We start from the raw sequence: 21,918 nt of genomic DNA on the forward strand, positions 1-21,918 counted from the left end.
GACTATGTCTGATACTAATGCGTCCCACGATTCAGGGGCCCAGAATCCGCCACATGACGTTGCAGTGCTGGGCGGCGGCAGTTTCGGAACCGCGATGACCAAGGTACTGGGTGAAAACGGCCACCGGGTGCACTTCTGGATGCGGGACCAGGCCCAGGCCGACGAGATTCGGAAAACGGGTATCAACAGTCGCTACATGCCCGGTGTCAAACTCGAGGGTGATATCGAGCCCACCACGGATCTTGCGGGTGCGGTCAGCAAGGCCGAGGTCGTCTTTGTCGCCATTCCCAGCAAGGCTTTCCGGGCCGTGATCCGGGAGCACAGCAACGATTTCCGCGATGGCCAGATCGTGGTCAGTCTCACCAAGGGCATCGAAGAGCACGGCTTCAAGCTCATGAGCGAGATCCTGCAGGAAGAAATTCCCCGCTGCCAGATCGGCGTGCTGAGTGGCCCCAACCTGGCGGCGGAAATTGCCGCCCGGGACCTGACAGCCACCGTGATTGCTGCCAAGGATCCGGATGTGCGTCGCGCCGTGCAGGATCTGCTCGGTTGCGAGTATTTCCGTGTGTACGCCAATGTTGATGTCTACGGCGTTGAACTGGCGGGCGCCTTGAAGAATATCTACGCGATTGTTGCTGGTCTTGCATCCGCACTGGATATGGGCGAGAACGCCAAGGCTATGCTGATAACCCGTGGCCTGGCGGAAATGAGCCGGTTTGCGGTTAGCCTCGGTGCCAATCCCATGACGTTCATGGGGCTCGCAGGCGTTGGTGACCTGATCGTGACCTGCACCTCGTCCAAGAGCCGTAATTTTCGCGTCGGCTATGCGGTCGGCAAGGGTCAGAACCTGGATGAAGCCGTCAAGGAGCTGGGGCAGGTGGCAGAGGGCATTTACACCTTGAAGCTGGTCAAGGAAAAGTCCGAATCGATTGGCATCTATATGCCGCTGGTGCGTGGGCTGTACGAGATTCTCTATGGCACAGCGTCGATCAAGGCGGTCATCAATAGCCTGATGATGGCGGTACAGAATTCCGACGTGGAGTTCATTCTGCCCCGCACCATCAGCCAATAAACTGCATCACCCGGAGGTTGCCGTGCAACTGAGCATCATGCGCCACGGCGAAGCCAGCTGGCATACTCTTGACCAGGAACGGGAGCTGACCGAAGCCGGGAGGGATGCAGTCGGTGCTGTGGCGCACCGGATTGCCGAATCACCCTGGCGGCCGGCTCTGATCTGGAGCAGTCCTTACGTCCGGGCGCGCCAGACAGCCGGCATCATGTCCGAGATTCTGAATTGCCGGATCGATGAGCAGGATTTCATTACTCCCGATGATGATCCCGGCGCCTGCCTGGATGCCCTGCTGGAGTTCCGGGAATCACGCTTGCTGATCGTTTCCCACATGCCCTTTGTCGGGAGCCTGTCCACCCTGTTGGTTGATGGCCATCGGCGAGGTATCCCCTTCATGACTGCCCAGGCGGTAATGCTGGACATGCCTGTGGTCGGTCCGGGGTGCGCGGACTTGAAAGCCCAGTTTTTGCCCTGATCTTACTCACAAACACTTTCTGACTTCGGAAGCACCTATGTACAGCTTTCCCATCGACTATGTCGAGCCGGTGTTTCGTCCACCGAGTGAGGCCAAATCCCTGATACTGCCGGTTACCAACGGCTGCTCCTGGAATAAGTGTACGTTCTGCGAGATGTACACCCAGCCACAGAAGAAGTTCCGGGCCCGGAAACCGGATGAAATCCGCAAGGATATCGAGAACGCTGCCAGGACGCTCGGTGGTGTCCGGCGAGTCTTCCTGGCCGATGGGGATGCGATGGTCCTGCCAACCCGTCGTCTGCTGGAGATCCTTGGGGACCTGAAAGCGGCCTTTCCGGATCTTCAGCGGGTATCAAGCTATTGTTTGCCCCGTAACCTGGCGAAGAAAAGTGTCGAGGAGCTGGCGGAACTTCGGGAAGCCGGGCTGGCCATTCTATACGTTGGCATGGAGTCCGGCGACGACGAGGTGCTTCGCCGGGTCAACAAGGGCGAAACATGGGAGTCCACCCGTTCGGCTCTGGTCAAGATCCGGGAAGCGGGTCTGACCAGCTCGGTTATGGTACTGAATGGCCTGGGGGGTGAAAACCTGTCCCGCCAACACGCCATTAATACGGCGCATCTGTGTAACGAAACCCAGCCGGACTATCTGTCCACCCTGGTGGTTAGCTTTCCACAGGGCGAAGATCGCTTCCGCGCCGGTTTCGGTGAGGATTTCGTCCCTTTGTCACAGCAGGGGTTGTTCGAGGAAATCCGGCTATTCCTGGAGCATCTTGAGCTTGAGAAAACCGTTTTCCGGAGTGATCACGCCTCCAACTACCTGGTGCTCAAGGGTATTCTGGGCAGGGATAAACCAAAACTTCTCGATCAGGTGAATCTCGCGATCAGCAATCCCGGCGCGGCGCCGCTGCGGGCAGAATGGATGCGTGGACTCTAGGAGGCATTGAGCCATGGGCAAGAATCCGGATACCTTCGCCAAAGAAGTTGAGGACACCGTCAGCAAGCCGGGCCTTCCGCCGCTGGAACAGTGGCACCCGGAGCTGTCCGGAGACATGGACATGGTGATTCGCCGGGACGGCCAATGGATCTTCAAGGGTGAGCCTCTGGGTCGGGAGGCGATTGTCAGGCTGTTTTCCACCATCCTACGGCGAGAAGACGATGGCCAATTCTACCTCGTCACCCCCGTCGAGAAGTGGCGAATCCAGGTTGAGGATACGCCGTTGTTGGCGCATTCCCTTGAAGTGCGTGGTTCCGGCGATGACCAGGTGCTGGCCCTTACCACCAATGTTGGTGGTACGCTGGAAATCAGCGAGGACCACCCGCTGGAGGTGGGGCAGTATCCGGATTCGGGTGAGCCGCGGCCCACGGTCAAGGTTCGCCATGGTGTCGAAGCCCGGATTGTTACGGCCGCATTCTACGAGCTGGCGGATCTGGTGATTGAAAAAAACGCTGGCGAAGAAACCGTTTATGGCGTTATGAGCCACGGAAAATTCTGGAAAGTCGGGCAGGGCGGTTGAAAAAGACCGCTTTGCCCCCATCAACCACGGTAGAAAACGCATCCTGTCACTTGTTAAACTGTGTTTTCTTACTTGTTATCGAGCCTGGCTCTCTAACGAGGCCCGGTGGTCGTTAGTCCCTCTGTGCAGTCCGGCTGTCCATGATCACTTTCGATTGCCTTAATTCATAAATGCAGTCATTGCGACACGCAAGGAGATAAAATGGCCCAACCTCGTGTTGTTACCATTCATTACACCCTCACCAACGACCAGGGCGAGCAACTGGACTCTTCCCGTGTAGAAGGTCGTGAGCCGCTGACTTACCTCGAAGGCGCGCAGAACATCATCGGTGGTCTCGAAAGCGCGCTGACCGAGAAGAACTCCGGTGATCAGGTGAAGGTTTCCGTTGAGCCGGCAGAAGGCTACGGCGAAGTAAACGAAGAACTGATCCAGCCGGTTCCGCGCTCTGCCTTCGAAGGCGTTGACACCATCGAGCCGGGAATGCAGTTCCAGGCACAGACTCCGGGCGGCCCCCAGATCGTTCGTGTAGTGGAAGTTGGCGACGAGACCGTCACCATCGATGCCAACCATCCTCTGGCTGGCCAGACCCTGCACTTTGACGTGGAAGTGGTCGAGACCCGTGACGCGACTGACGAAGAGCAGGAGCACGGCCACGTGCACTGAAGTCGCGCCTGAAGGCGGGAATGGAAGCGGGGTCCTGAAAACGGGGTCTGACCCCAACTTGAGGTTCTATCCCCGCCTTTGCGAAAAACGGCCCCTTGTGGGCCGTTTTTTTGTGCCTGGAATATGTGTCTGGAATAAAAGGGGGCAAGGTTAAAGATGGGGTCAGAAGAAGGTTTTCTTCAGACCCCTGGGGTACACAAAAAAGGGTCAGATGAACGCGTTCATCTGACCCCATGTTCACTCCGAACTCCGAAATTTACATGTTCGGATAGTTCGGGCCACCGCCACCTTCCGGAGTTACCCAGTTGATGTTCTGGGCAGGATCCTTGATGTCACAGGTCTTGCAGTGAACACAGTTCTGAGCGTTGATCTGGAATTTCTTGCCGCTGCCGTCTTCCGCTTCGACGACTTCGTATACGCCGGCCGGGCAGTAGCGCTGCGCGGGCTCGTCGTACTTGGGCAGGTTTTCCTTCAGCGGAATGTCCGGATCGGTCAGCTTCAGGTGAACCGGCTGGTCTTCCTCGTGGTTGGTGTTGGAAATGAACACCGAGGACAGGCGGTCGAAGGTCAGTTTGTTATCCGGCTTCGGATAGTTGATCTTCTTGGCCTCGGACGCCGGCTTCAGGGTGGCGTAGTCCGGAGTGGTATCATGGAAGGTGATCGGCAGGCTGCCGCGCAGGATGTTCTGCTCGAAGAAGGCAATCGCACCACCCACAACGTTACCGAACTTGTGCATGGCCGGGCCGAAGTTACGCTCGGCGTAGAGCTCCTTGTACAGCCAGCTCTCCTCGAAACGCTTCTGGAAGCTGGTGATTTCCTCACCGCTCTTGCCTTCCTTCAGGGCCTCGAATACCGCTTCTGCGCCCAGCAGGCCGGACTTCATGGCGGTGTGGGAGCCCTTGATCTTGGAGCTGTTCAGGGTGCCGGCGTCACAGCCGAGCAGCAGGCCACCCGGGAAGCTCATCTTCGGCAGGGCATTGTAGCCGCCCTTGGCGATGGCGCGGGCACCGTAGGATACACGCTTGCCGCCTTCCAGGTACTTGCTGATTTCCGGGTGCAGCTTCAGGCGCTGGAATTCCTCGAACGGGCTCAGGTGCGGGTTGCTGTAGGACAGATCGGTGATCAGGCCCACGTAAACCTGGCCGTTTTCCAGGTGGTAGAGGAAGGAACCGCCGGTAGAGCCGGACTCGTTCAGCGGCCAGCCAGTGGTGTGAATAACCAGGCCCGGCTCGTGTTTGGCCGGATCGATGTCCCACAGCTCCTTGATGCCGATGCCGTAGTGCTGCGGATCCTTGCCTTCGTCCAGCTTGAAATCGTTGATCAGGCGCTTGCCCAGGTGACCACGGCAGCCCTCGGTAAACAGGGTGTACTTGGCGCGCAGTTCCATGCCCGGCATGTAGCCGTCTTTTTCTGAACCGTCACGGGCCACGCCCATGTCACCGGTGATGATGCCCTTGACCTGGCCATCCTCAACAATGGTCTCGGCCGCGGCAAAGCCCGGGTACACTTCAACACCCAGCTGCTCGGCCTGTTCGGCCAGCCAGCGGCACAGGTTGCCCAGGCTGATGATGTAGTTGCCATGGTTGTGCATGTTCTTGGGCACAAAGGCGTTCGGGATCTTGGTGGCGTTTTCCTGGTTTTTCAGCAGGAAGATGTCGTCCCGGGTAACCGGGGTGTTCAGCGGAGCGCCTTTCTCTTTCCAGTCCGGGAAGAGTTCGTTCAGGGCAGTGGGCTCGAATACGGTACCGGCGAGGATATGCGCACCGATCTCGGACCCTTTCTCTACCACGCATACGGTCAGTTCTTCGCCGGCTTCCTGCGCCAGTTGCATGACGCGGCAGGCTGCCGACAGGCCCGCAGGGCCGCCGCCGACGATCAGAACATCAAATTCCATCGATTCGCGTTCCACGTTGGTCTCCTCAAACAGCTTCTATTGGATATTATTTGCCCGCAGGCCGATTACAGGGGCGTCATCATACCGGTAAAAATGCCTATAGACGACTGCCCCGAGCCGAATAACCCGGCCAATTTAACCGAAAGCATACCGCATTTAATAAATCAAACAAACGTTTGTTTGAAATTCGGGTTAAGCTTTGGCATTGTACGTGTACACCGAAATATCGTGTGTTTTGAGTCGATTTTTAGTATCGTCTCATTGCCAATCGGGGTCAACACCGTCGAATTGGCTTTTAAAGCAGTCCCGGCGCGTCGTTTGAGGCTATTGATTCTGCTGAGCGTTGCCTCCATCATTAGTGCGCACTGAATTTCGGCAGGCTCCGCGGGGACTGCGAGTCATTAAACCCATCGTAGAAGAACGAGGAATCTATGAAGGTTCTGGTCGCTGTAAAACGAGTTATCGACTACAACGTGAAGGTGCGCGTCAAGCCGGACAACACCGGTGTTGACCTCGCCAACGTCAAGATGGCAATGAACCCGTTCTGCGAAATCGCTGTTGAAGAAGCGGTTCGTCTGAAAGAAAAGGGTGTTGCCAGTGAAATCGTGGTGGTTTCCATCGGCCCGAAGGCTGCACAGGAGCAAATCCGTACCGCTCTGGCCCTGGGTGCTGACCGTGGTATCCACGTCGAGACCGACGAAGAAGTCCAGTCTCTCGAAGCGGCCAAGCTGCTGAAGGCTGTTGTTGAGAAGGAAGAGCCGAAGCTGGTCATTCTCGGCAAGCAGTCCATCGATTCCGACAACAACCAGACGGGCCAGATGCTGGCCGCGCTGACCGGCATGGGTCAGGGCACCTTCGCTTCCGAAGTGGTTGTTGAGGGCGACAAGGTCAACGTAACCCGTGAGGTGGACGGTGGTCTGATGACCGTTTCCCTGAACCTCCCGGCCGTCGTCACCACCGACCTGCGTCTGAACGAGCCGCGCTACGCGTCTCTGCCGAACATCATGAAGGCCAAGAAGAAGCCGCTGGACAACATGAGCCCGGCCGACCTGGGTGTTGATGTTGCTCCGCGCCTGTCCACCCTGAAAGTCGAAGCCCCGGCCGCGCGCCAGGCGGGTGTCAAGGTGGCTGACGTAGCTGAGCTGGTCGATAAACTGAAGAATGAAGCGAAGGTGATCTAAATGAGCATCCTGGTAATTGCTGAACACGACAACAGCAGCCTGAAGCAGGCTACCCTGAATGTTGTAGCGGCTGCCAAGGCCATTGGCGGTGACATCGACGTACTGGTCGCCGGCGAGAACTGTGGTGCCGTTGCCGAAGCTGCCGCCAAGGCTGAGGGCGTGAACAAGGTTCTGGTTGCCGACAACGCTGCTTACGGTCACTTCCTGGGCGAGAACCTGGGCGAGCTGGTTGCCGAAGTGGGCAAGGGCTACAGCCACGTTCTGGCCGCTGCCGGTACCACTGGCAAGGACTTCATGCCGCGCGTTGCTGCGCTGCTGGACGTTGCCCAGGTTTCCGACATCATCCGCGTTGAATCCGACGACACCTTTGTGCGTCCGATCTACGCCGGTAACGCCATCGCGACAGTGAAGTCCAGCGACAGCATCAAGGTCATCACCGTTCGTCCGACCGCGTTTGATCCCGTTGCCGCTGAAGGTGGTTCTGCCTCTGTTGAGCAGCTGGACGTTGTGAAGGACGCGGGTCTGTCTGCCTTCGTGAGCGAAGAGAAAGCCGAATCCGACCGTCCGGACCTGGCCTCTGCCGGTATCGTGATCTCCGGTGGTCGCGGCATGCAGAACGGCGACAACTTCAAGATGCTGGAAAGTGTTGCCGACCTGCTGGGCGCTGCCGTTGGTGCGTCCCGCGCCGCAGTCGACGCCGGCTTCGTACCGAACGACATGCAGGTTGGTCAGACCGGTAAGATCGTTGCTCCGCAACTGTACGTTGCCGTGGGCATCTCCGGTGCCATCCAGCACCTGGCGGGCATGTCCGATTCCAAGGTGATCGTTGCGATCAACAAGGACGAAGAAGCCCCGATCTTCCAGGTAGCCGATTACGGCCTGGTCGCGGACCTGTTCGAAGCGGTTCCGCAGCTGGAAGAAGAGCTGAAGAAAGTTCTCTAACTTTCAGAATAGCTTGAGAAAAGGCACCTGAGGGTGCCTTTTTTTATTGATATTTCCCTGGCCCGGTATCAATAATGAATGGACGTAAAGATGGCAGGGAGCCACCGGGAATGGGCTGGGAACTTTTCTATCATGAAGCGGATGAAGGTATCCGCGGGGAAGGTAAAACCCTCAGCGAGGCCTTCGAACAGGCCGCCATTGCCCTTACCGCAGTTGTCACTGAACCTGATCTTGTCATACCACGCATTCCTGTTCCCATCGAAGTGTCCGACGACGATCCCGAGCTCCTCTTTCTTGCCTTCCTGAATGCCATCATCTTTGAAATGGCCGTCCGTCGTATGCTGTTCCATCATATAAACATCACCATCGATGGCCCGGAACTCCGGGGAACCGCCTATGGCGAGCTTGTCGACATTGATCGTCACCAACCGGCGGTGGAGGTTAAAGGTGCCACTGCAACCGAACTTTTCGTAGGTCAGAAGTCCGGACGTTGGCGGGCCCAGTGTGTCGTGGACGTCTGATTATGTGATCGCAGATCGCACGGAGGCGGATTATGGACCTTTCCAGGCTTATACAACGCAGTGAATTCGAATGGGAGCTGCCTCAGAAGGGTAATATGCGGGTCCCCGGGGTGCTTTACGCCTCCCGGGCACTGGTCGAGGCCATGGATGAGAAGGTGTACCAACAGGTCCGGAACGTGGCGACCCTGCCCGGCATCGTGGGTGCGAGTTATGTCATGCCGGATGCCCACTGGGGCTATGGTTTCCCAATAGGCGGGGTGGCGGCCTTTGATCCTGAGCAGGGCGGCGTGGTTTCAGCCGGAGGGGTTGGTTTTGATATTTCCTGCGGCGTTCGCCTGCTGCACACCGGACTGACGATCGAGCAGGTACGGCCGATACTCCCGGATCTCATGGACGCTCTTTTCAATACCATTCCGGCCGGTGTTGGCAGTGTGGGCCAGATTCACCTGTCCGATCTTCGCATGAGCGAAATGCTCAGGGGAGGTGCCTGGTGGGCCGTGGAGCAGGGCTGGGGCCTGGCTGAAGATCTGGACCATATCGAGGAGCACGGTCGCATGGCCGGGGCCATGCCGGAACACGTGTCTCACCATGCCCGGAGGCGGCAGGCGGATGAAATGGGAACCCTCGGGTCCGGCAACCACTATCTTGAGTTGCAGCAGGTGACTGACCTGTATGACACCGATACGGCAAATCGCTTCGGTCTTAAACCCGGCGAAGTCGTGATAAGCATTCATTGCGGTTCCCGGGGACTCGGGCACCAGATAGGCACTGAGTTCCTGTTGGAAATGGTGAAAGCCGCGAAAACTGCCGGTATCGCTCTTGTCGACCGGGAACTCGCCTGTGCTCCGGCACAGTCCGAAGTTGGCCAGCGTTACCTGGGTGCTATGCGCGCGGCCACCAACTGTGCCCTGGCGAACCGCGAAATAATTACGCACCTGACGCGCCAGACGTTCGCGGAGATGGTGTCCGAGGCGGCTTTGACCCTGCTCTACGATGTTTCTCACAATACCTGCAAAGAGGAAATCCACACAGTCCAGGGCCGGGCTCGCAAGTTATTGGTTCATCGCAAAGGCGCTACCCGTGCGTTCGGTCCTGGCAACGCAGAGTTGCCTCAGGAGTTTCGCGACAGCGGACAGCCGGTGTTAATTGGAGGCTCCATGGGCACGGCTTCCTATGTGTTGGCAGGGTTGGCCGAGAACGAGGACAAGTCGTTCGGGTCTGCCTGCCACGGCTCCGGCCGCGCCATGAGCCGCAGGCACGCCAGGCAGTTGTGGCAGGGACGCAAACTGGTGGATGACCTCCGGGGCCAGGGCATTCATGTCCGGAGCCCCAGTATGCGCGGTGTTGCCGAGGAAGCTCCGGGTGCCTACAAAGACGTAGACCGGGTAGTGGAATCCGCGGAGATGGCCGGACTGGCCCGGCGGGTTGCCCGGCTGCGTCCCCTGGGTGTGGTCAAAGGCTGATCGATCAGTCGTCGCAGGAATAGCCCATCAGGGACAGCCCCTCGAGCAGGTAGTCCGGTAACAGTGGATGGGCGATCAGGTAATCGGCGGTTTTATCGTTCCACGCGTCTGCAGCGTAGGATAGCGCCTCGCTCCATTCCTCCAGACTGTAGTCGCCGCGGCCCAGCCATAGCAGCGCCACCACCTGTTGTTGCTGATCAGGTTCCAGGTCGGTAATCACCGAACGGAACTCCTCCAGGGTGGCGTCACCGGCATGGGAGGCAAGCATCTGCAGATGCCAGTCCTCACTTGCATCACCGGAGTCGGTCGGTATGACAACCTGTTCCTGGGCGTGAAACTCCCGCGCCAGTTGAACCAGATGACAAACGGTGTCCGGGTTCGTATCCAGCATGAGCGATTCCTCCGACGTCCTTTATTGTCTATTTTATAGACAATAGCTGATGGATGAACGATGAAAAAGCAACCCCTGAAACTCTTTTTTGCTGGCGACGTGATGACCGGTCGGGGTATCGACCAGATCATGCCTGTTCCCTCCAGACCAAGGCTATATGAGCCCAGCGTGATCGATGCCCGGGACTATGTCGCTCTTGCGGAAAGGGATGCCGGCCCCATACCGAGACAGGTGTCCGGTGATTATATCTGGGGTGACGCGCTGCCTGTGCTGGATCAGTTCCGCCCAGATGCACGCATCGTCAACCTGGAAACCAGTTTAACGACCAACGATAACCCCTGGCCCGACAAAGGCATTCACTATCGAATGCACCCGGACAACATTGGCTGCCTCCTGGCAGCGCGTCTCGACATTTGTAGCCTGGCCAACAACCATGTACTCGATTGGGGACGGGGAGGCCTTGAGGAAACTCTGCGCGTCCTCCGCACCGCGGGGTTCCTGACGCCCGGAGCTGGCAGGGATAAGACAGAGGCAATGACCCCGGCTGCTCTTCCGTTGAACGGCGGTGGAAGGCTACTGGTCGTTGCCTGCGGGCTCGAATCAAGTGGCATTCCCCGGGATTGGGCAGCGGGTAAGGGGCGCAGCGGGGTGTTTCTTTTGCCTGGTTTGAACGATCAGGCGGTGGAGGCGATTGTCCGGAACCTCAAACGATATAGGCGAACGGATGACCGGGTCGTGGTCTCGGTCCATTGGGGTGGCAACTGGGGTTATTACGTGGATGACGAGGCGCGGTTATTTGCGCGCCGGCTGATTGAGGAAGCGGGTGTCGACGTGGTGCACGGCCATTCCTCTCACCATCCGCTCGGGATCGAAGTGTGGAAGGGGCGCCTGATCCTTTATGGTTGCGGCGACCTGATCAATGACTACGAAGGCATCCGCGGTTACGAGGCTTTTCACCCGGAATTGTCGCTGCTGTATCTGGCAACGATCGACCGCGACAAGGGTCTGTTGGAAGGCCTTCGGATGGTGCCCATGCGCATGGAGCGGTTTCGGCTGAACCGGGCCACACCACGGGAGGCGGCCTGGCTTGGTGACCGGCTGAATGAGACCTGCCGTGACTACGGCACAGTGCTGGAAATGCTTGACGGCACCTCCCTCGAACTTGCCTGGTAGCAATCCGGGATTCACTTGGCCTTTCAGTCAGTGTCAGAGGGACGTTGGTTCTGACGGGAGAGGATACGTTTTTCGACCTTACTGATAATCAGCGTATCCGCCAGAATATGCAGGGCCCGGTTGGTGGTACGGACTGCGCCATAGAACTCACTGGTGGTCTGGTCGTGCGTGGCACGTGCCCGCATGGCGTTCTCCCTGAAGTCGTCGTCCTTTGAGAATCGGTCGATCAGGCCAAAGGTAGTGCTCGAGATGGCCCTGTGCACCTTTTCCACCGCACTCGCGCCACCGGAAACCGTCTCCTCGAACAGTTTCGTCCGGTTACGGACTTCCATCAGGTCCATTCGCCTTTTCTGAATGACACTGCGACTGGCTATCCGCCGTGAGTTGATTCTTCTTAGCAAAACCCGGCAGGCCTGTAGCTGACGGAAGACCAGGGCCAGGAGGGCAGCCGGGAGCAGCAGGACCAGAGACAGAAGCACTTCAGCGACCATATCCGGCACCTTCAGCGGTATTCGATCTGCATGTAGACATCGATTTCGCGCTCCCGCAGTTCCTGCTCGAGCTCCTTCATCACCTCCTGATACACCATCTTGCTCACCATGACCGGCAGTCGGTCGGCAAGCAGCCGTGCGGATCGCGATTCCCGTTTGGCAACGGAAATCGGGTCAAGCACTTTGAGCGTAAGCACCAGCTCCGGATCAGATCCGGTTTCATCGATGCTGTCCTGCTCCATGATCCGGGATATGACTTTTCTCTGCTCCAGGATCTGCCAGAAGAGAAAACCACTGAACAGGATCAGGATAACGCTCAGTACCAGTAATAATGTCAGCAACGGAGGCCTCCACGTTGGTTTCAGGAGATCAGCCGCCAGTGTGCAGCAACCTGAAATCCAAACGATTGGCCGAGTAGACGCGACCCGGAAAGAAACTCGGAAACTGGAAGCAATGCACAAAGCTGCTACCTTGATTTGCAGCTGTCTCATGGTAAACGGAGAATCAACCGGTTAGCGGATCTCCCTATCACAAAGGAACCCAGCAATGGTCTGGATCAAGGCATTTATAGCCGGATTTCTGGCGACCCTGATTTTTCATCAGGGGCTTTTCATGGTTTTTTACCTCGCAGGCATGGTGCCCAGCGAGCCATTCAATATGACACCGGTTCCGCCGTTTGGCGTGCCCCAGGTTGTCTCCCTGGCCTTCTTCGGCGGCCTTTGGGGTATGGCGCTCTGGTTGGCTCTGGGCAGACTCGCGGGAGTCGGGTTCTGGCTTGGTCACATCCTCGTCGGAGCCCTGGCGCCGACTGCTGTCGCCATGCTTGTGGTGTTTCCTCTTAAAGGGCTGGAGGTAACTGCGCAGACGTGGATTGGCGGACTGTTACTCAACGGATTCTGGGGATTGGGCGTTGCCATTCTGGTCCGTCTGATGGGCGCACGCCCCAATTCCTCAACCCTATAATCAAATTCTGAATGCAAGGAGAGGAACTCCGATGGCAAAGACACCAAATACTACCTATGACCTCGTCGTATTCGGGGCAACCAGTTTTGTGGGCCAGATCCTGACCCGCTACCTGTTCGAGACATACGGGGTAGGCGGATCGGTCAATTGGGCTATTGCCGGCCGTTCCAGCCATAAGCTGGAGGGCGTAAAAAGCGAACTGGGAAGCAAGGCCGGGAAGTTACCGGTCATACTCGCCGATGTATCGGACGAAGCCTCCCTCGAAACCCTTTGCGGCCAGACCCGGGCAGTGATTTCCACTGTCGGGCCGTACGCACTCTATGGCGAACCCATGGTCCGGGCATGCGTCCGTTCCGGCACCGACTATTGTGACCTGACCGGAGAGGTCCAGTGGATCCGCAAGATGATTGAGCGCTACGAAGAGGAGGCGAAATCTTCCGGTGCCCGTATTGTCCACTGCTGTGGCTTTGACTCGATTCCTTCCGATCTCGGTGTCTGGTTCCTGCAACAACAGGCCGGGGAAACCTTCGGCTCCCCGTGCAAGGATGTCCGTATGCGGGTCAAGGCTGCCAAAGGCGGGCTTTCTGGCGGAACTGTCGCTTCCATGATCAACATTGCGAAGGAAGCAGGCTCCGATCCGGCACTGCGCAAGGAACTGGCCAACCCCTTTTCCATCTGCCCACCGGAGCACCGGTCGCAAACCCGCCAACCGAGCCTGAAGACCGCAGAATTCGACAAGACCTTCCAGGTCTGGCTGGCACCATTTGTGATGGGTGCGATCAATACCCGTGTTGTGCACCGTTCAAACGCCTTGCAGGACGCAGGTTACGGGAAGGAATTCACCTATGACGAGGCCATGATGACGGGCCGGGGCCTCAAGGGCAGGGCAAGTGCCTACGGTATGACGGCGGCGCTGGGTGCGTTCTTTACCGCCTCAGCCATCAAGCCCACCCGTTGGGTCGTGGAAAAGCTGGTGCCCAAGCCCGGAGAGGGGCCGAGCCCCGAAGAGCAACGCACCGGTTTTTTCGATATTCGCTTCGTCGGGCGCACCGAAGATGGCAAGACCATGATCACCAAGGTGACCGGTGATCGTGATCCCGGCTATGGCTCCACTGCCAAGATGCTGGGTGAAGCCGGCATGTGCCTGGCGTTCGACGTTCCGGACGACAAACCCGGTGGTTTCTGGACTCCCGCGTCGTTGCTCGATGGCGACCTGCTTAAACGGCTAACGGAAAAAGCGGGCCTGACCTTCGAAGTGGTTGAGACCCGCTAGAAACGCTCATCCGAGGTGAATTACGCGGTCGGTTGCCGGCAAAGTTTCCGACCCGTGAGCCAGACTCAGTACAGATCGGCCTTCCAGCCAGCGGTCCAGTCGTTTACTGATCCGGCCTCTGGTGTCCGCGTCCAGCCCGGTAAAGGGTTCGTCGAGGATAACCAGGGGTGCCGGATTCAGCAGCACCCGAGCCAGTGCTACCCGGCGGGCCTCCCCTCCGGAAAGGCGGCTGCCTGTGTTCCCCAGCCAGGTATCCAGCTGATCCTGCTCCCGGGCAAAACGCTCGCCCAACTCCACGAGTTCCAGCACCTGCCACATCTGGGCGTCGCTGGCCTCCGGATTCCCGAGCACCAGATTGGCCCGCAAGGTGTCGTCGAACAGCACGGTCTGCTGGGTCAGGTAGACGCAGGCTTGGCGTGCAAGTTTCCCCCTGGATGGCGGTAACAGTCCTGCCAGAGTATCGGCCAGTGACGACTTGCCGCTGCCGGACCGCCCCAGAATGCCGATCCGTTCGCCCCGGGCCAGGGTAAGATCAAAATGGGTGAGCACGGGAGCGAAGCCCTCGTGCCTGACCGCGATGTCCGAGGCAACCAGGGCCATTTCCTCGGACGGTTCGTCGACCGCTATCCTGTCAGCTTTGCCGGCTGGCGAGACATCCCGATTAAGCCGCGCCGCTGACGAGACAGTAGCGCCCAACTTGCCGAATGCATCGGGTAGCATTGAATACACTTCTGCAAGCCCCAGAATCGCAATCGGCAGCAGCACCAGGACCGGGCCTGAAATAGCACCGGACTCAAACAGGGCATAGCCGGCCCAGAGTGCAAATACCGCACTGAGGTTGATCAGGAGTTGGCTGATGGCCTGGTGCCAGCCCACTCTGGAGTCTATTTCAACTTGCTCCGAATTCATCCGGTGGGCCTGGCGAAGCAACCAGGCGCCGTGGCGCCCGGTACGTCCGGCCGCGCGCAGTTCCGCGAACCCCTCAATGTGTTCCACCACGGCGGTTCGCAGCGCTTCCTGTCGATCGGCCTGACGATAGGATGGTTTGCGGGTCCGGACATAGACGATAGCCGTCGCCAGCACAAAGCTGAGGGTGGTGGTGGCAAGCAGCACCAGAGCCACGGTGCCACTGAAGAGACGCCAGGCGAGCAACGTGACCAGCAGGGTGATGAGCGCGGCTAGCCCGGCAGGTGCAATCACCCTGAGGTAGATCGTATCCAGCGCATCCACATCACTGGTCAGGCGTGACAGCCACTGAGCCCCGGAAAGTTTTGACTGACCCACCCGATTGGTGCTCGCAAGCTTGCGGAACAGCGCCACCCGGATGTCCATTAACAGCCTCAGAACCGTATCGTGGTTGTAGATCCGTTCCAGATACCGGGCCACTGTCCGCGAAACCGCAAAGAATCGAATACCACCGCCGGGAACATACAGGTTGACTGCCACCTGGGTGCCGGCGGCAAGCAGGATTCCGGCGATGGCTGTATCGGTGATGAACCAGCCCGACAGTGCCAGCAGCGCTATGCCGGAAACCAGGGTCGCCAGAATCAGCACCCCGCCTAGAACCAGTCGCCACGGGCGCCGGGAGATCAGGGCAAGCCAGGGCGTCAGTTCACGCATCGGCAACCTCCCCGTTGTCGACGGTCAGGACGCGATCGGCCAGGGCGAGCAGGGCATGGTGGTGAGTGGAAAAGATAAGGGTCTTGCCGGACTGAGACAGCTTGCGGAGGCTTTCCAGAATGAAAATCTCACTGGCGGAATCGAGCCCGGCGGTTGGTTCGTCCAGCAGTATCAGGTCGTAATCGGCGACAAATATCCGGGCCAGGCTCAATCGCCGGGCTTCACCACCGGAGAGGCCCCGGCCCTGATCGGAAACCTCGCTGTAGATTCCGTCCTTGCGGCCGTTCACGAGATCTCCCAGGCCCACCCGGCGGAGTGCGGTATCAATGGCAATATCCGAGGCGTCGGGTGAGGTGAGCCTCAGGTTATCAGCCCAGCTCCCATGCACGAGAAATCCTTTCTGGCCCAGCCAGCCAAAGCCGGCCTTCCCGGGAGCCTGACCAAACACCCGGATTTCACCGGAATCCGGTGCCAGAAAGCCGGCCAGCAGATACAGCAACGAGGATTTGCCGCCCCCGGACGGTCCGGTAAGGGCAACTGCCTGGCCTTTCTCGATTGTCAGATTCAGGTTCCGGAACCATGGCAATTGGTCACCCGGATGGGTAAGCGTGACGTTATCAATCGTAACGACATGCTCATAACCTTTCGCCGCTGGCGCTGATTGTACTGATTTTCGTGGCGGTGGGCCTTCCACCCCTTGATGGAGCCGGGCCAGGATCTCGGCGCCGGCACCGAGCGCGGCCGCGCGGTCATGATAAAACTGAGAGAGAGTCCGTAATGGCTGGAAAAACTCCGGTGCCAAAAGCAGGATCAGCAATCCGCTGAACAGGGTGAGTTCATCGGCGGGACCAAAACTGATGTATCCCAACAACCCAAAACCAACGTAGATGGCGATGACCGCGATGGCCACGGACGCAAAGAATTCCAGTACCGCAGAGGACAGAAAGGCGACCTTCAGGGTCTTCATGGTGACGACCCGGTACTGGTCGGAGCGCCGGGCAATGAGGTTTGCGGCCGGTTCGGTCTGGCCGAACAGTTGCAGGGTAGTGAGGCCTCGCACTTTGTCCAGAAACTGTCCGGAAAGTCGACTGATGGACTTGAAATGCTGCTGATTGAGTTTCTCGGCTCCCATTCCCACCAAGGCCATGAACAGGGGGATCAGCGGGGCAGAGAGCAGCAGAAAGGTTGCGGCCAGCCAGTCGACCCAGAAAACCAGCCCAAGAATCAGCAGCGGCACAATGACCGACAACTGCATCTGGGGCAGAAACCTGGCGTAATAGCCGTGCAGGGCTTCTACGTGATCAATCCATTCCCGGGCAAGCGCTCCGGGTGACTCCCGGCCCATGGCGACCGGACCTGACGCCTGCCAACGCCGATGAATCTGCCTGCGGGCCGAACGGCGAATCCGTTTGCTGCACTGGGCCGCAAGACGGGTTTGCAGCCCCTGGAAGACAGCACGGACGATAAGGGTGAAGACCAGGGCGACAAAGAGTCCGGTCAATTGTGAGGCTGGAACGCCTTCGAGCACGCCCAGGTGAATGATTCGTGCCAACAAGACCATCTGTACGATAGTCGCAATGCCGGCCAGGGTGCCGGTCAGTACGGCACCCTGTATCCATCGCCGATTGCCAGCGGCGAGCTCCGTGAGCCAGCGGCGAACGTTTCGCTGGTCCGGAGCTGTCATTTAGTGGTAGCCCTCGCCGGCGCGGACCTTGCCCCGGAAGACCCAATAGGTCCAGGCCGTGTAGGTCAGTACGATCGGGATGACGAACAACAGGCCCAGCAACAGGAACAGCTGGGATTCATAGGCGGACGCGGCCTCCCAGAGCGTGTATTCCGGCGGCACCACATACGGCCAGCGGCTGACCACCAGGCCCAGGTAAGTCGTGATGAACAGCCCCATGGTGGCCACAAATGGCATGCCCTCGAAGCGGTTACGCACCGAGCGGAAAATCTGGAACGCGCACAGCAGGGTCAGCACCGGCAGGATCCAGATCACGCTCAGGTTCGAGAACCAGCGCTCGCGAACGAGGTCGTCCACGAACGGGGTCCAGACACTGATGATGCCGAAGATCACCAGCACCGCGGCGAGCAATGGCAGAGTGATCCTGTAAGCCCATTCCTGCAATCGTCCTTCGGTCTTCATGATCAGCCAGGTAGAGCCCAACAGGGCGTAGCCAGCTAACATGCCAAGGCCGGTAAGCACGGTGAAGGGCGTCAACCAGTCCAGGGCTCCCCCGGCATAGGCGCCGTTGACCGTCTCGAATCCCTGAATGTAGGCACCAACCACTGCACCCTGGGCGAAGGAGGCCACAGTGGACCCGCCGGCAAAGGCCCAGTTCCAGAGGTATCGGGAAGTCCGCGCCTTGAACCGGAACTCAAAGGCCACGCCCCGGAAGATCAATCCGGCGAGCAGCAGGAACACGCCAATATACAAAGCTGGCAGGAAAATGGAGTACACCATCGGGAAAGCCGCCAACAGGCCGGCACCGCCGAGCACCAGCCATGTCTCATTGCCGTCCCAAACCGGGGCCACCGAGTTCATCATGGTGTCCCGATCCCCTTCGCTCGGGGCAAACGGGAAGAGAATGCCGACTCCAAGGTCGAAGCCGTCCATGAGAACGTACATGATGATGCCGAAGCCGATAATGAATGCCCAGATCAGGGGCAGATCGAACAGTTCCATAATCAGTGACCTCCCTGGCCGGCCGGGTTTCTGTGTTCGTCATCGCCGTATTCGAACGGTACGTGCGCGGCGGAGAACGGGCGAGCCGGGCGTTCCGCCTCATGCTCGTCTTCGTCGGGACGATCCTCCAGACCGACGTACAGCACACGCATCAGGTAATAGATGCCGGCGGAGAACACAAGGGCATAGACCACGATATAGCCGATCAGCGTGAACAATGCCATGCCGCCGGTGAGTGACGGCGTGACTGCCGATGCCTGATCCATAATGCCGTACACCAGCCACGGCGCCCGCCCCACCTCGGTGACGAACCAGCCGGTCAGCACCGCAAGGAACGGGGCAATGCTCATTACCCGCAGTACCTGCAGAAACCATCGAGACTGGAAGTAACGACCACCCCGGCGTAGCGCCAGGCCAGTCAGGCCCACCAGGATCATCAGGGTACCGATGCCCACCATGACCCGGAACGACCAGAATACGATGGCCACCGGCGGCTGCTCCTCCCGGGGCACATCCTTCAGACCGGGTACCACACCGTCCCAGTCGTGGGTCAGGATCATGCTCGCAAGGCTCGGTACGCCGATCTCGAAGCGGTTGGTCTGGGCCTCCTGGTCGGGAATTGCAAACAGTAACAGGGGCACGTTGGAGGAGGTTTCCCAGTTACCCTCCATCGCCGCCACCTTGGTGGGTTGGTGTTCCAGGGTATTCAAACCGTGAAAATCACCCACCACCGCCTGGGCCGGGGCGAGGAACAGGATCAGCCACAGACACATGGACAGCGCCTTGCGATTGGCTTCCTTTTCCCGTCCCTTCAGCAGGTACCAGGCGCTGACACCGGCGACCACGAAGCTGCCAGTCAGGAACGAGGCAAGCCCCATATGCAGGAACCGGTATGGGAAGGAGGGATTGAAGATCGCCTCACTCCAGGAGGTTACGTGGAACACACCGTCACGCAGCTCGAAGCCGGCAGGGGTCTGCATCCAGCTATTCGCTGACAGTATCCAGAACGAGGAGATGAAGGTACCGGTGGCCACCATGATGGCGGCAAACAGGTGAACGCCCGCGGGAACCTTGTCGCGGCCGAACAGCAGCACACCCAGGAACGCGGCTTCCAGGAAGAAGGCCGTAATTACCTCGTAGCTGAGTACCGGCCCGAGAAAGTTGGCGGTAGCCTGGGCGAAGTTGCTCCAGTTGGTGCCGAACTGGAACGACATGACAATGCCAGAGACCACGCCCATGCCGAACACTACGGCAAAGACCTTGGTCCAGAAGCCCGAGAGCTTCAGCCAGACCGGATTGCCGGTCTTGAATGCCAGGCCTTCGAGCACGGCAATGTAGGATGCCAGCCCGATGGTGAACACCGGAAAGATGGCGTGAAATGACACCACGAACGCGAACTGAATTCGCGATAGTAAGAGGGGATCAAGTTCCATGGGAACCTCCGGTAAAACCACACATCACAATAAGAACGAGTCCTTATGTCCCGCTCAGCCGCTGCCATAGCTCATATTGTTATGTTGTAATTACCGGCAGATGGATAACATGCTACTAAACAGCACAAACAAACCGATAGGGCAGATTGTCGCACCGCTTGATTTAAAACAATTATGGTGACTCCGATGAGCTTTTACGAAGACAGGATACTCCCACACATCATAGATAAGGCCTGCTCTATGGGCCAGGTGATGAAACTTCGGAGCCAGGTTGTCCCCAACGCGCGTGGCACGGTACTGGAAGTGGGGATGGGGTCAGCCATCAACCTTGAGTTCTATGATGCCGACCGGGTGGAACTGGTCTACGGCCTTGAACCCTCCGACGGTATGCGACGAAAGGCCCGGCCAAACCTGCAACGCTCCCGGATCAAGGTGGAGTGGCTGGACCTGCCTGGTGAGGAGATACCACTGGATGATAATTCCGTGGATACGGTCCTGCTCACCTTCACCTTGTGTACCATTCCGGACTGGCAGGCAGCGCTCCAACAGATGAAGCGTGTGCTCAAGCCCGGTGGTGAACTGCTCTTTCTGGAACACGGGGAATCCGAAGATCCTGGGGTCAGGAAGTGGCAAAACCGCATCACGCCAGCCTGGAAGAAACTCGCCGGTGGCTGCCACCTGAACCGGCATATTGCGGATCTCCTCAGTGTCGCCGGTTTCGAAATCCGGGAACTTGAAAACCTGTACATCCCCCAGGCTCCGAAGATCGCCGGTTACATCTACAAGGGCAGGGCAGTGAAACCTGCAGAAGACTGATTGCCCAAAGGATTCAGAATTGCGTTACGGCACATGGCCTTATACAATTCTCGCCCTCAAAACCTCCCTCCGAATGCCCGGATGGTGAAATTGGTAGACACAAGAGACTTAAAATCTCTCGGCCGCAAGGCCGTGCCGGTTCGATTCCGGCTCCGGGCACCATATAAATCAATAAGTTAAGCTGAAGCTTTTGGTCTGCACTGAATCCATAAACTGAAATGTAGACGCAATGTAGACAGTTGGCGATTGCAAATCTCGTCAATTTTGTTTATTTGTATTACCTCTTTAGGACGGGGTAGGGAACGGATGCCAGCAAATGTCAGATTTCGAAAAAGCCATCGAGTTTGCGCAAGAGTGTGTGTCAAAGACACCTGTAGTTCTTCTTGGTAGCGGGGCTTCAGCAGCGCACGGAATACCAGGAATGTGGCCTCTAGGGGCGCATATCAAAGAAAACCCGCCCAAAGGTATGTCCTCTGAAGACGCGCAAGGCTGGAACCAGTTTAGCGAATCGCTTGATCAGCTTGACCTTGAGTCAGCGTTGACCAAGACAAGATTACCCGAACACCTTACAGACCACATTGTCCATTCAACCCGTTCGTTCCTGTTTCCTCACGATCACGATGTGTTCTTGAGAGCAATATCCGAAAGGGAATCACTCCCCCTATCAAGGCTTTATCACTTCCTGTTTCAGAGTACCCATCAAACTATCCATGTGGTTACTCCGAACTATGACCGCATTGCGGAGTATGCTTCCGACCTAGCGGGGTATTCCTATTTCACTGGGTTTGAATACGGATACATTAATCGAAGAGCCAGAGACGAAAATATGAGGGTTCATCAGGCTGGTAGACCTGTACGGACAGTCTGTATCTGGAAGGTTCATGGCTCCTTTGATTGGTTTAAAGATAGGGATAACCAAGTTTTCTTCTTTCCAAACTGCTGGGAGACGCCTGAGGGGTATACCCCCGTTATGATTACCCCCGGCGTAGACAAATTTCGTAGAGGGTATCAGGAACCTTTCAGGACCATTATTGGGGCTGCTGACAGTGCGATTGATGCGGCTAGGTCTTATCTTTGCATAGGATTTGGATTCAATGATGAGCATTTGCAAACGAAGTTAGTTGAGAGATGTCAGGGTAATGATACTCCCATTGTAATAATCACTAAGGAGCTTACGGATACTGCCAAGAATTTCTTATTCAAAGGTAGATGTCGTCAGTTCTTGGCAATGGAGGAATATAGAGGGGGCACGATGATTTACACTCACTTCACCCCCGATGGCGTACATGTACCGGAACAAAGTCTCTGGCAACTTGATAAATTTCTTGATGTCACGATTGGAGATTGAAC

The 21,918-nt window shown here is 57.9% G+C and carries 22 protein-coding genes and 1 tRNA gene; 15 read left to right on the forward strand and 8 right to left on the reverse strand.

Annotated features, from left to right (window positions below):
• Positions 1-4: 4 nt before the first annotated feature.
• From MD273_RS07725 to MD273_RS07745, 5 genes are all read left to right on the forward strand, one after another.
• Entirely contained in the window at positions 5-1,072 is a 1,068-nt protein-coding gene (locus tag MD273_RS07725) for an NAD(P)H-dependent glycerol-3-phosphate dehydrogenase (RefSeq protein WP_239037162.1), read from the forward strand.
• Between the two features lie 22 nt (positions 1,073-1,094).
• Positions 1,095-1,544 carry a SixA phosphatase family protein gene (locus tag MD273_RS07730; RefSeq protein ID WP_239037163.1) on the forward strand — a complete coding sequence of 150 codons (450 nt, stop codon included), beginning with the start codon at positions 1,095-1,097 and terminating at the stop codon, positions 1,542-1,544.
• Positions 1,545-1,581: 37 nt separating this feature from the next.
• Positions 1,582-2,478 carry a radical SAM protein gene (locus tag MD273_RS07735; RefSeq protein WP_239037164.1) on the forward strand — a complete coding sequence of 299 codons (897 nt, stop codon included), beginning with the start codon at positions 1,582-1,584 and terminating at the stop codon, positions 2,476-2,478.
• Positions 2,479-2,491: 13 nt separating this feature from the next.
• Entirely contained in the window at positions 2,492-3,058 is a 567-nt protein-coding gene (locus tag MD273_RS07740) for a DUF1285 domain-containing protein (RefSeq protein ID WP_239037165.1), read from the forward strand.
• Positions 3,059-3,259: 201 nt separating this feature from the next.
• Positions 3,260-3,721 (forward strand): FKBP-type peptidyl-prolyl cis-trans isomerase, encoded by a 462-nt coding sequence (locus tag MD273_RS07745; RefSeq protein ID WP_239037166.1) that lies wholly within the window; start codon positions 3,260-3,262, stop codon positions 3,719-3,721.
• A gap of 256 nt (positions 3,722-3,977) precedes the next feature.
• Here MD273_RS07745 and MD273_RS07750 read toward each other — a convergent pair whose 3' ends face one another.
• Positions 3,978-5,630: an electron transfer flavoprotein-ubiquinone oxidoreductase gene (locus MD273_RS07750; RefSeq protein WP_239037167.1), complete on the reverse strand. Its 1,653-nt coding sequence runs from the start codon at positions 5,628-5,630 to the stop codon at positions 3,978-3,980.
• Positions 5,631-6,046: 416 nt separating this feature from the next.
• Between MD273_RS07750 and MD273_RS07755 the strand changes: the two genes are divergently transcribed.
• The 4 genes from MD273_RS07755 (at position 6,047) to MD273_RS07770 (ending at position 9,722) form a co-directional block, all read left to right on the forward strand.
• The gene (locus MD273_RS07755; RefSeq protein ID WP_092005995.1) at positions 6,047-6,796 is read left to right on the forward strand and encodes an electron transfer flavoprotein subunit beta/FixA family protein; all 750 of its coding nucleotides are present in this window, start codon (positions 6,047-6,049) and stop codon (positions 6,794-6,796) included.
• Complete coding sequence (locus MD273_RS07760; RefSeq protein WP_239037168.1) at positions 6,797-7,738, forward strand: electron transfer flavoprotein subunit alpha/FixB family protein; 942 nt, start codon at positions 6,797-6,799, stop codon at positions 7,736-7,738.
• 110 nt (positions 7,739-7,848) lie between these two features.
• A complete protein-coding gene (locus MD273_RS07765) occupies positions 7,849-8,259 on the forward strand; it encodes an archease (RefSeq protein WP_239037169.1) in 411 nt (136 codons plus the stop codon).
• Between the two features lie 32 nt (positions 8,260-8,291).
• Positions 8,292-9,722, forward strand: a complete 1,431-nt coding sequence (locus MD273_RS07770; protein WP_239037170.1) for an RtcB family protein — start codon at positions 8,292-8,294, stop codon at positions 9,720-9,722.
• Positions 9,723-9,726: 4 nt separating this feature from the next.
• Here the strand turns inward: MD273_RS07770 and MD273_RS07775 are convergent, their stop codons facing one another.
• Positions 9,727-10,113, reverse strand: coding sequence for a DUF3775 domain-containing protein (locus MD273_RS07775; protein WP_239037171.1), 387 nt, complete (start codon positions 10,111-10,113; stop codon positions 9,727-9,729).
• 60 nt (positions 10,114-10,173) lie between these two features.
• Between MD273_RS07775 and MD273_RS07780 the strand changes: the two genes are divergently transcribed.
• Positions 10,174-11,286 (forward strand): CapA family protein, encoded by a 1,113-nt coding sequence (locus MD273_RS07780; RefSeq protein WP_239037172.1) that lies wholly within the window; start codon positions 10,174-10,176, stop codon positions 11,284-11,286.
• A 23-nt stretch (positions 11,287-11,309) separates the two neighbouring features.
• On the opposite strand, the gene MD273_RS07785 is transcribed toward MD273_RS07780, so the two are convergent.
• A complete protein-coding gene (locus MD273_RS07785; protein ID WP_239037173.1) occupies positions 11,310-11,777 on the reverse strand; it encodes a hypothetical protein in 468 nt (155 codons plus the stop codon).
• An 11-nt stretch (positions 11,778-11,788) separates the two neighbouring features.
• On the reverse strand, positions 11,789-12,118 hold the full coding sequence (locus tag MD273_RS07790; RefSeq protein WP_239037174.1) for a hypothetical protein: 330 nt from the start codon (positions 12,116-12,118) through the stop codon (positions 11,789-11,791).
• Positions 12,119-12,323: 205 nt separating this feature from the next.
• Here MD273_RS07790 and MD273_RS07795 point away from each other — a divergent pair, with 205 nt between their 5' ends.
• Both MD273_RS07795 and MD273_RS07800 read left to right on the forward strand, forming a co-directional pair.
• Entirely contained in the window at positions 12,324-12,740 is a 417-nt protein-coding gene (locus MD273_RS07795; protein WP_239037175.1) for a hypothetical protein, read from the forward strand.
• Positions 12,741-12,771: 31 nt separating this feature from the next.
• On the forward strand, positions 12,772-14,013 hold the full coding sequence (locus tag MD273_RS07800) for a saccharopine dehydrogenase family protein (protein WP_239037176.1): 1,242 nt from the start codon (positions 12,772-12,774) through the stop codon (positions 14,011-14,013).
• Positions 14,014-14,019: 6 nt separating this feature from the next.
• Here the strand turns inward: MD273_RS07800 and cydC are convergent, their stop codons facing one another.
• From cydC to MD273_RS07820, 4 genes are read right to left on the reverse strand one after another with little or no spacing between them, the layout of a single operon-like run.
• Positions 14,020-15,633 (reverse strand): thiol reductant ABC exporter subunit CydC, encoded by a 1,614-nt coding sequence (gene cydC / locus MD273_RS07805; protein ID WP_239037177.1) that lies wholly within the window; start codon positions 15,631-15,633, stop codon positions 14,020-14,022.
• Complete coding sequence (cydD, locus tag MD273_RS07810; RefSeq protein WP_239037178.1) at positions 15,626-17,317, reverse strand: thiol reductant ABC exporter subunit CydD; 1,692 nt, start codon at positions 17,315-17,317, stop codon at positions 15,626-15,628. The genes cydC and cydD overlap by 8 nt, the downstream gene beginning before the upstream one ends.
• Positions 17,318-18,319 (reverse strand): cytochrome d ubiquinol oxidase subunit II, encoded by a 1,002-nt coding sequence (cydB, locus tag MD273_RS07815; RefSeq protein ID WP_239037179.1) that lies wholly within the window; start codon positions 18,317-18,319, stop codon positions 17,318-17,320. It lies immediately after the preceding gene.
• 2 nt (positions 18,320-18,321) lie between these two features.
• The gene (locus MD273_RS07820) at positions 18,322-19,752 is read right to left on the reverse strand and encodes a cytochrome ubiquinol oxidase subunit I (protein WP_239037180.1); all 1,431 of its coding nucleotides are present in this window, start codon (positions 19,750-19,752) and stop codon (positions 18,322-18,324) included.
• A gap of 186 nt (positions 19,753-19,938) precedes the next feature.
• On the opposite strand from MD273_RS07820, the gene MD273_RS07825 reads away from it, so the two are divergent.
• From MD273_RS07825 to MD273_RS07835, 3 genes are all read left to right on the forward strand, one after another.
• A complete protein-coding gene (locus tag MD273_RS07825) occupies positions 19,939-20,568 on the forward strand; it encodes a class I SAM-dependent methyltransferase (RefSeq protein WP_239037181.1) in 630 nt (209 codons plus the stop codon).
• Between the two features lie 75 nt (positions 20,569-20,643).
• A tRNA-Leu gene (locus MD273_RS07830) sits at positions 20,644-20,730 on the forward strand.
• A 154-nt stretch (positions 20,731-20,884) separates the two neighbouring features.
• A complete protein-coding gene (locus tag MD273_RS07835) occupies positions 20,885-21,916 on the forward strand; it encodes an SIR2 family protein (protein WP_239037182.1) in 1,032 nt (343 codons plus the stop codon).
• Positions 21,917-21,918 lie beyond the last annotated feature (2 nt).

Origin of the sequence: Marinobacter sp. C7, assembly GCF_022343555.1 — a bacterium.
Classification (GTDB): Bacteria; Pseudomonadota; Gammaproteobacteria; order Pseudomonadales; family Oleiphilaceae; genus Marinobacter.

Coding starts and splice junctions, on each gene's coding strand:
- MD273_RS07725 (WP_239037162.1), top strand. CDS start 5: ATGTCTGATACTAATGCGTCCCACGATTCAGGGGCCCAGAATCCGCCA.
- MD273_RS07735 (WP_239037164.1), top strand. CDS start 1,582: ATGTACAGCTTTCCCATCGACTATGTCGAGCCGGTGTTTCGTCCACCG.
- MD273_RS07740 (WP_239037165.1), top strand. CDS start 2,492: ATGGGCAAGAATCCGGATACCTTCGCCAAAGAAGTTGAGGACACCGTC.
- MD273_RS07745 (WP_239037166.1), top strand. CDS start 3,260: ATGGCCCAACCTCGTGTTGTTACCATTCATTACACCCTCACCAACGAC.
- MD273_RS07755 (WP_092005995.1), top strand. CDS start 6,047: ATGAAGGTTCTGGTCGCTGTAAAACGAGTTATCGACTACAACGTGAAG.
- MD273_RS07760 (WP_239037168.1), top strand. CDS start 6,797: ATGAGCATCCTGGTAATTGCTGAACACGACAACAGCAGCCTGAAGCAG.
- MD273_RS07765 (WP_239037169.1), top strand. CDS start 7,849: ATGGGCTGGGAACTTTTCTATCATGAAGCGGATGAAGGTATCCGCGGG.
- MD273_RS07770 (WP_239037170.1), top strand. CDS start 8,292: ATGGACCTTTCCAGGCTTATACAACGCAGTGAATTCGAATGGGAGCTG.
- MD273_RS07775 (WP_239037171.1), bottom strand. CDS start 10,113: ATGCTGGATACGAACCCGGACACCGTTTGTCATCTGGTTCAACTGGCG.
- MD273_RS07780 (WP_239037172.1), top strand. CDS start 10,174: ATGAAAAAGCAACCCCTGAAACTCTTTTTTGCTGGCGACGTGATGACC.
- MD273_RS07785 (WP_239037173.1), bottom strand. CDS start 11,777: ATGGTCGCTGAAGTGCTTCTGTCTCTGGTCCTGCTGCTCCCGGCTGCC.
- MD273_RS07795 (WP_239037175.1), top strand. CDS start 12,324: ATGGTCTGGATCAAGGCATTTATAGCCGGATTTCTGGCGACCCTGATT.
- MD273_RS07800 (WP_239037176.1), top strand. CDS start 12,772: ATGGCAAAGACACCAAATACTACCTATGACCTCGTCGTATTCGGGGCA.
- cydC (WP_239037177.1), bottom strand. CDS start 15,633: ATGCGTGAACTGACGCCCTGGCTTGCCCTGATCTCCCGGCGCCCGTGG.
- cydD (WP_239037178.1), bottom strand. CDS start 17,317: ATGACAGCTCCGGACCAGCGAAACGTTCGCCGCTGGCTCACGGAGCTC.
- cydB (WP_239037179.1), bottom strand. CDS start 18,319: ATGGAACTGTTCGATCTGCCCCTGATCTGGGCATTCATTATCGGCTTC.
- MD273_RS07820 (WP_239037180.1), bottom strand. CDS start 19,752: ATGGAACTTGATCCCCTCTTACTATCGCGAATTCAGTTCGCGTTCGTG.
- MD273_RS07825 (WP_239037181.1), top strand. CDS start 19,939: ATGAGCTTTTACGAAGACAGGATACTCCCACACATCATAGATAAGGCC.
- MD273_RS07835 (WP_239037182.1), top strand. CDS start 20,885: ATGTCAGATTTCGAAAAAGCCATCGAGTTTGCGCAAGAGTGTGTGTCA.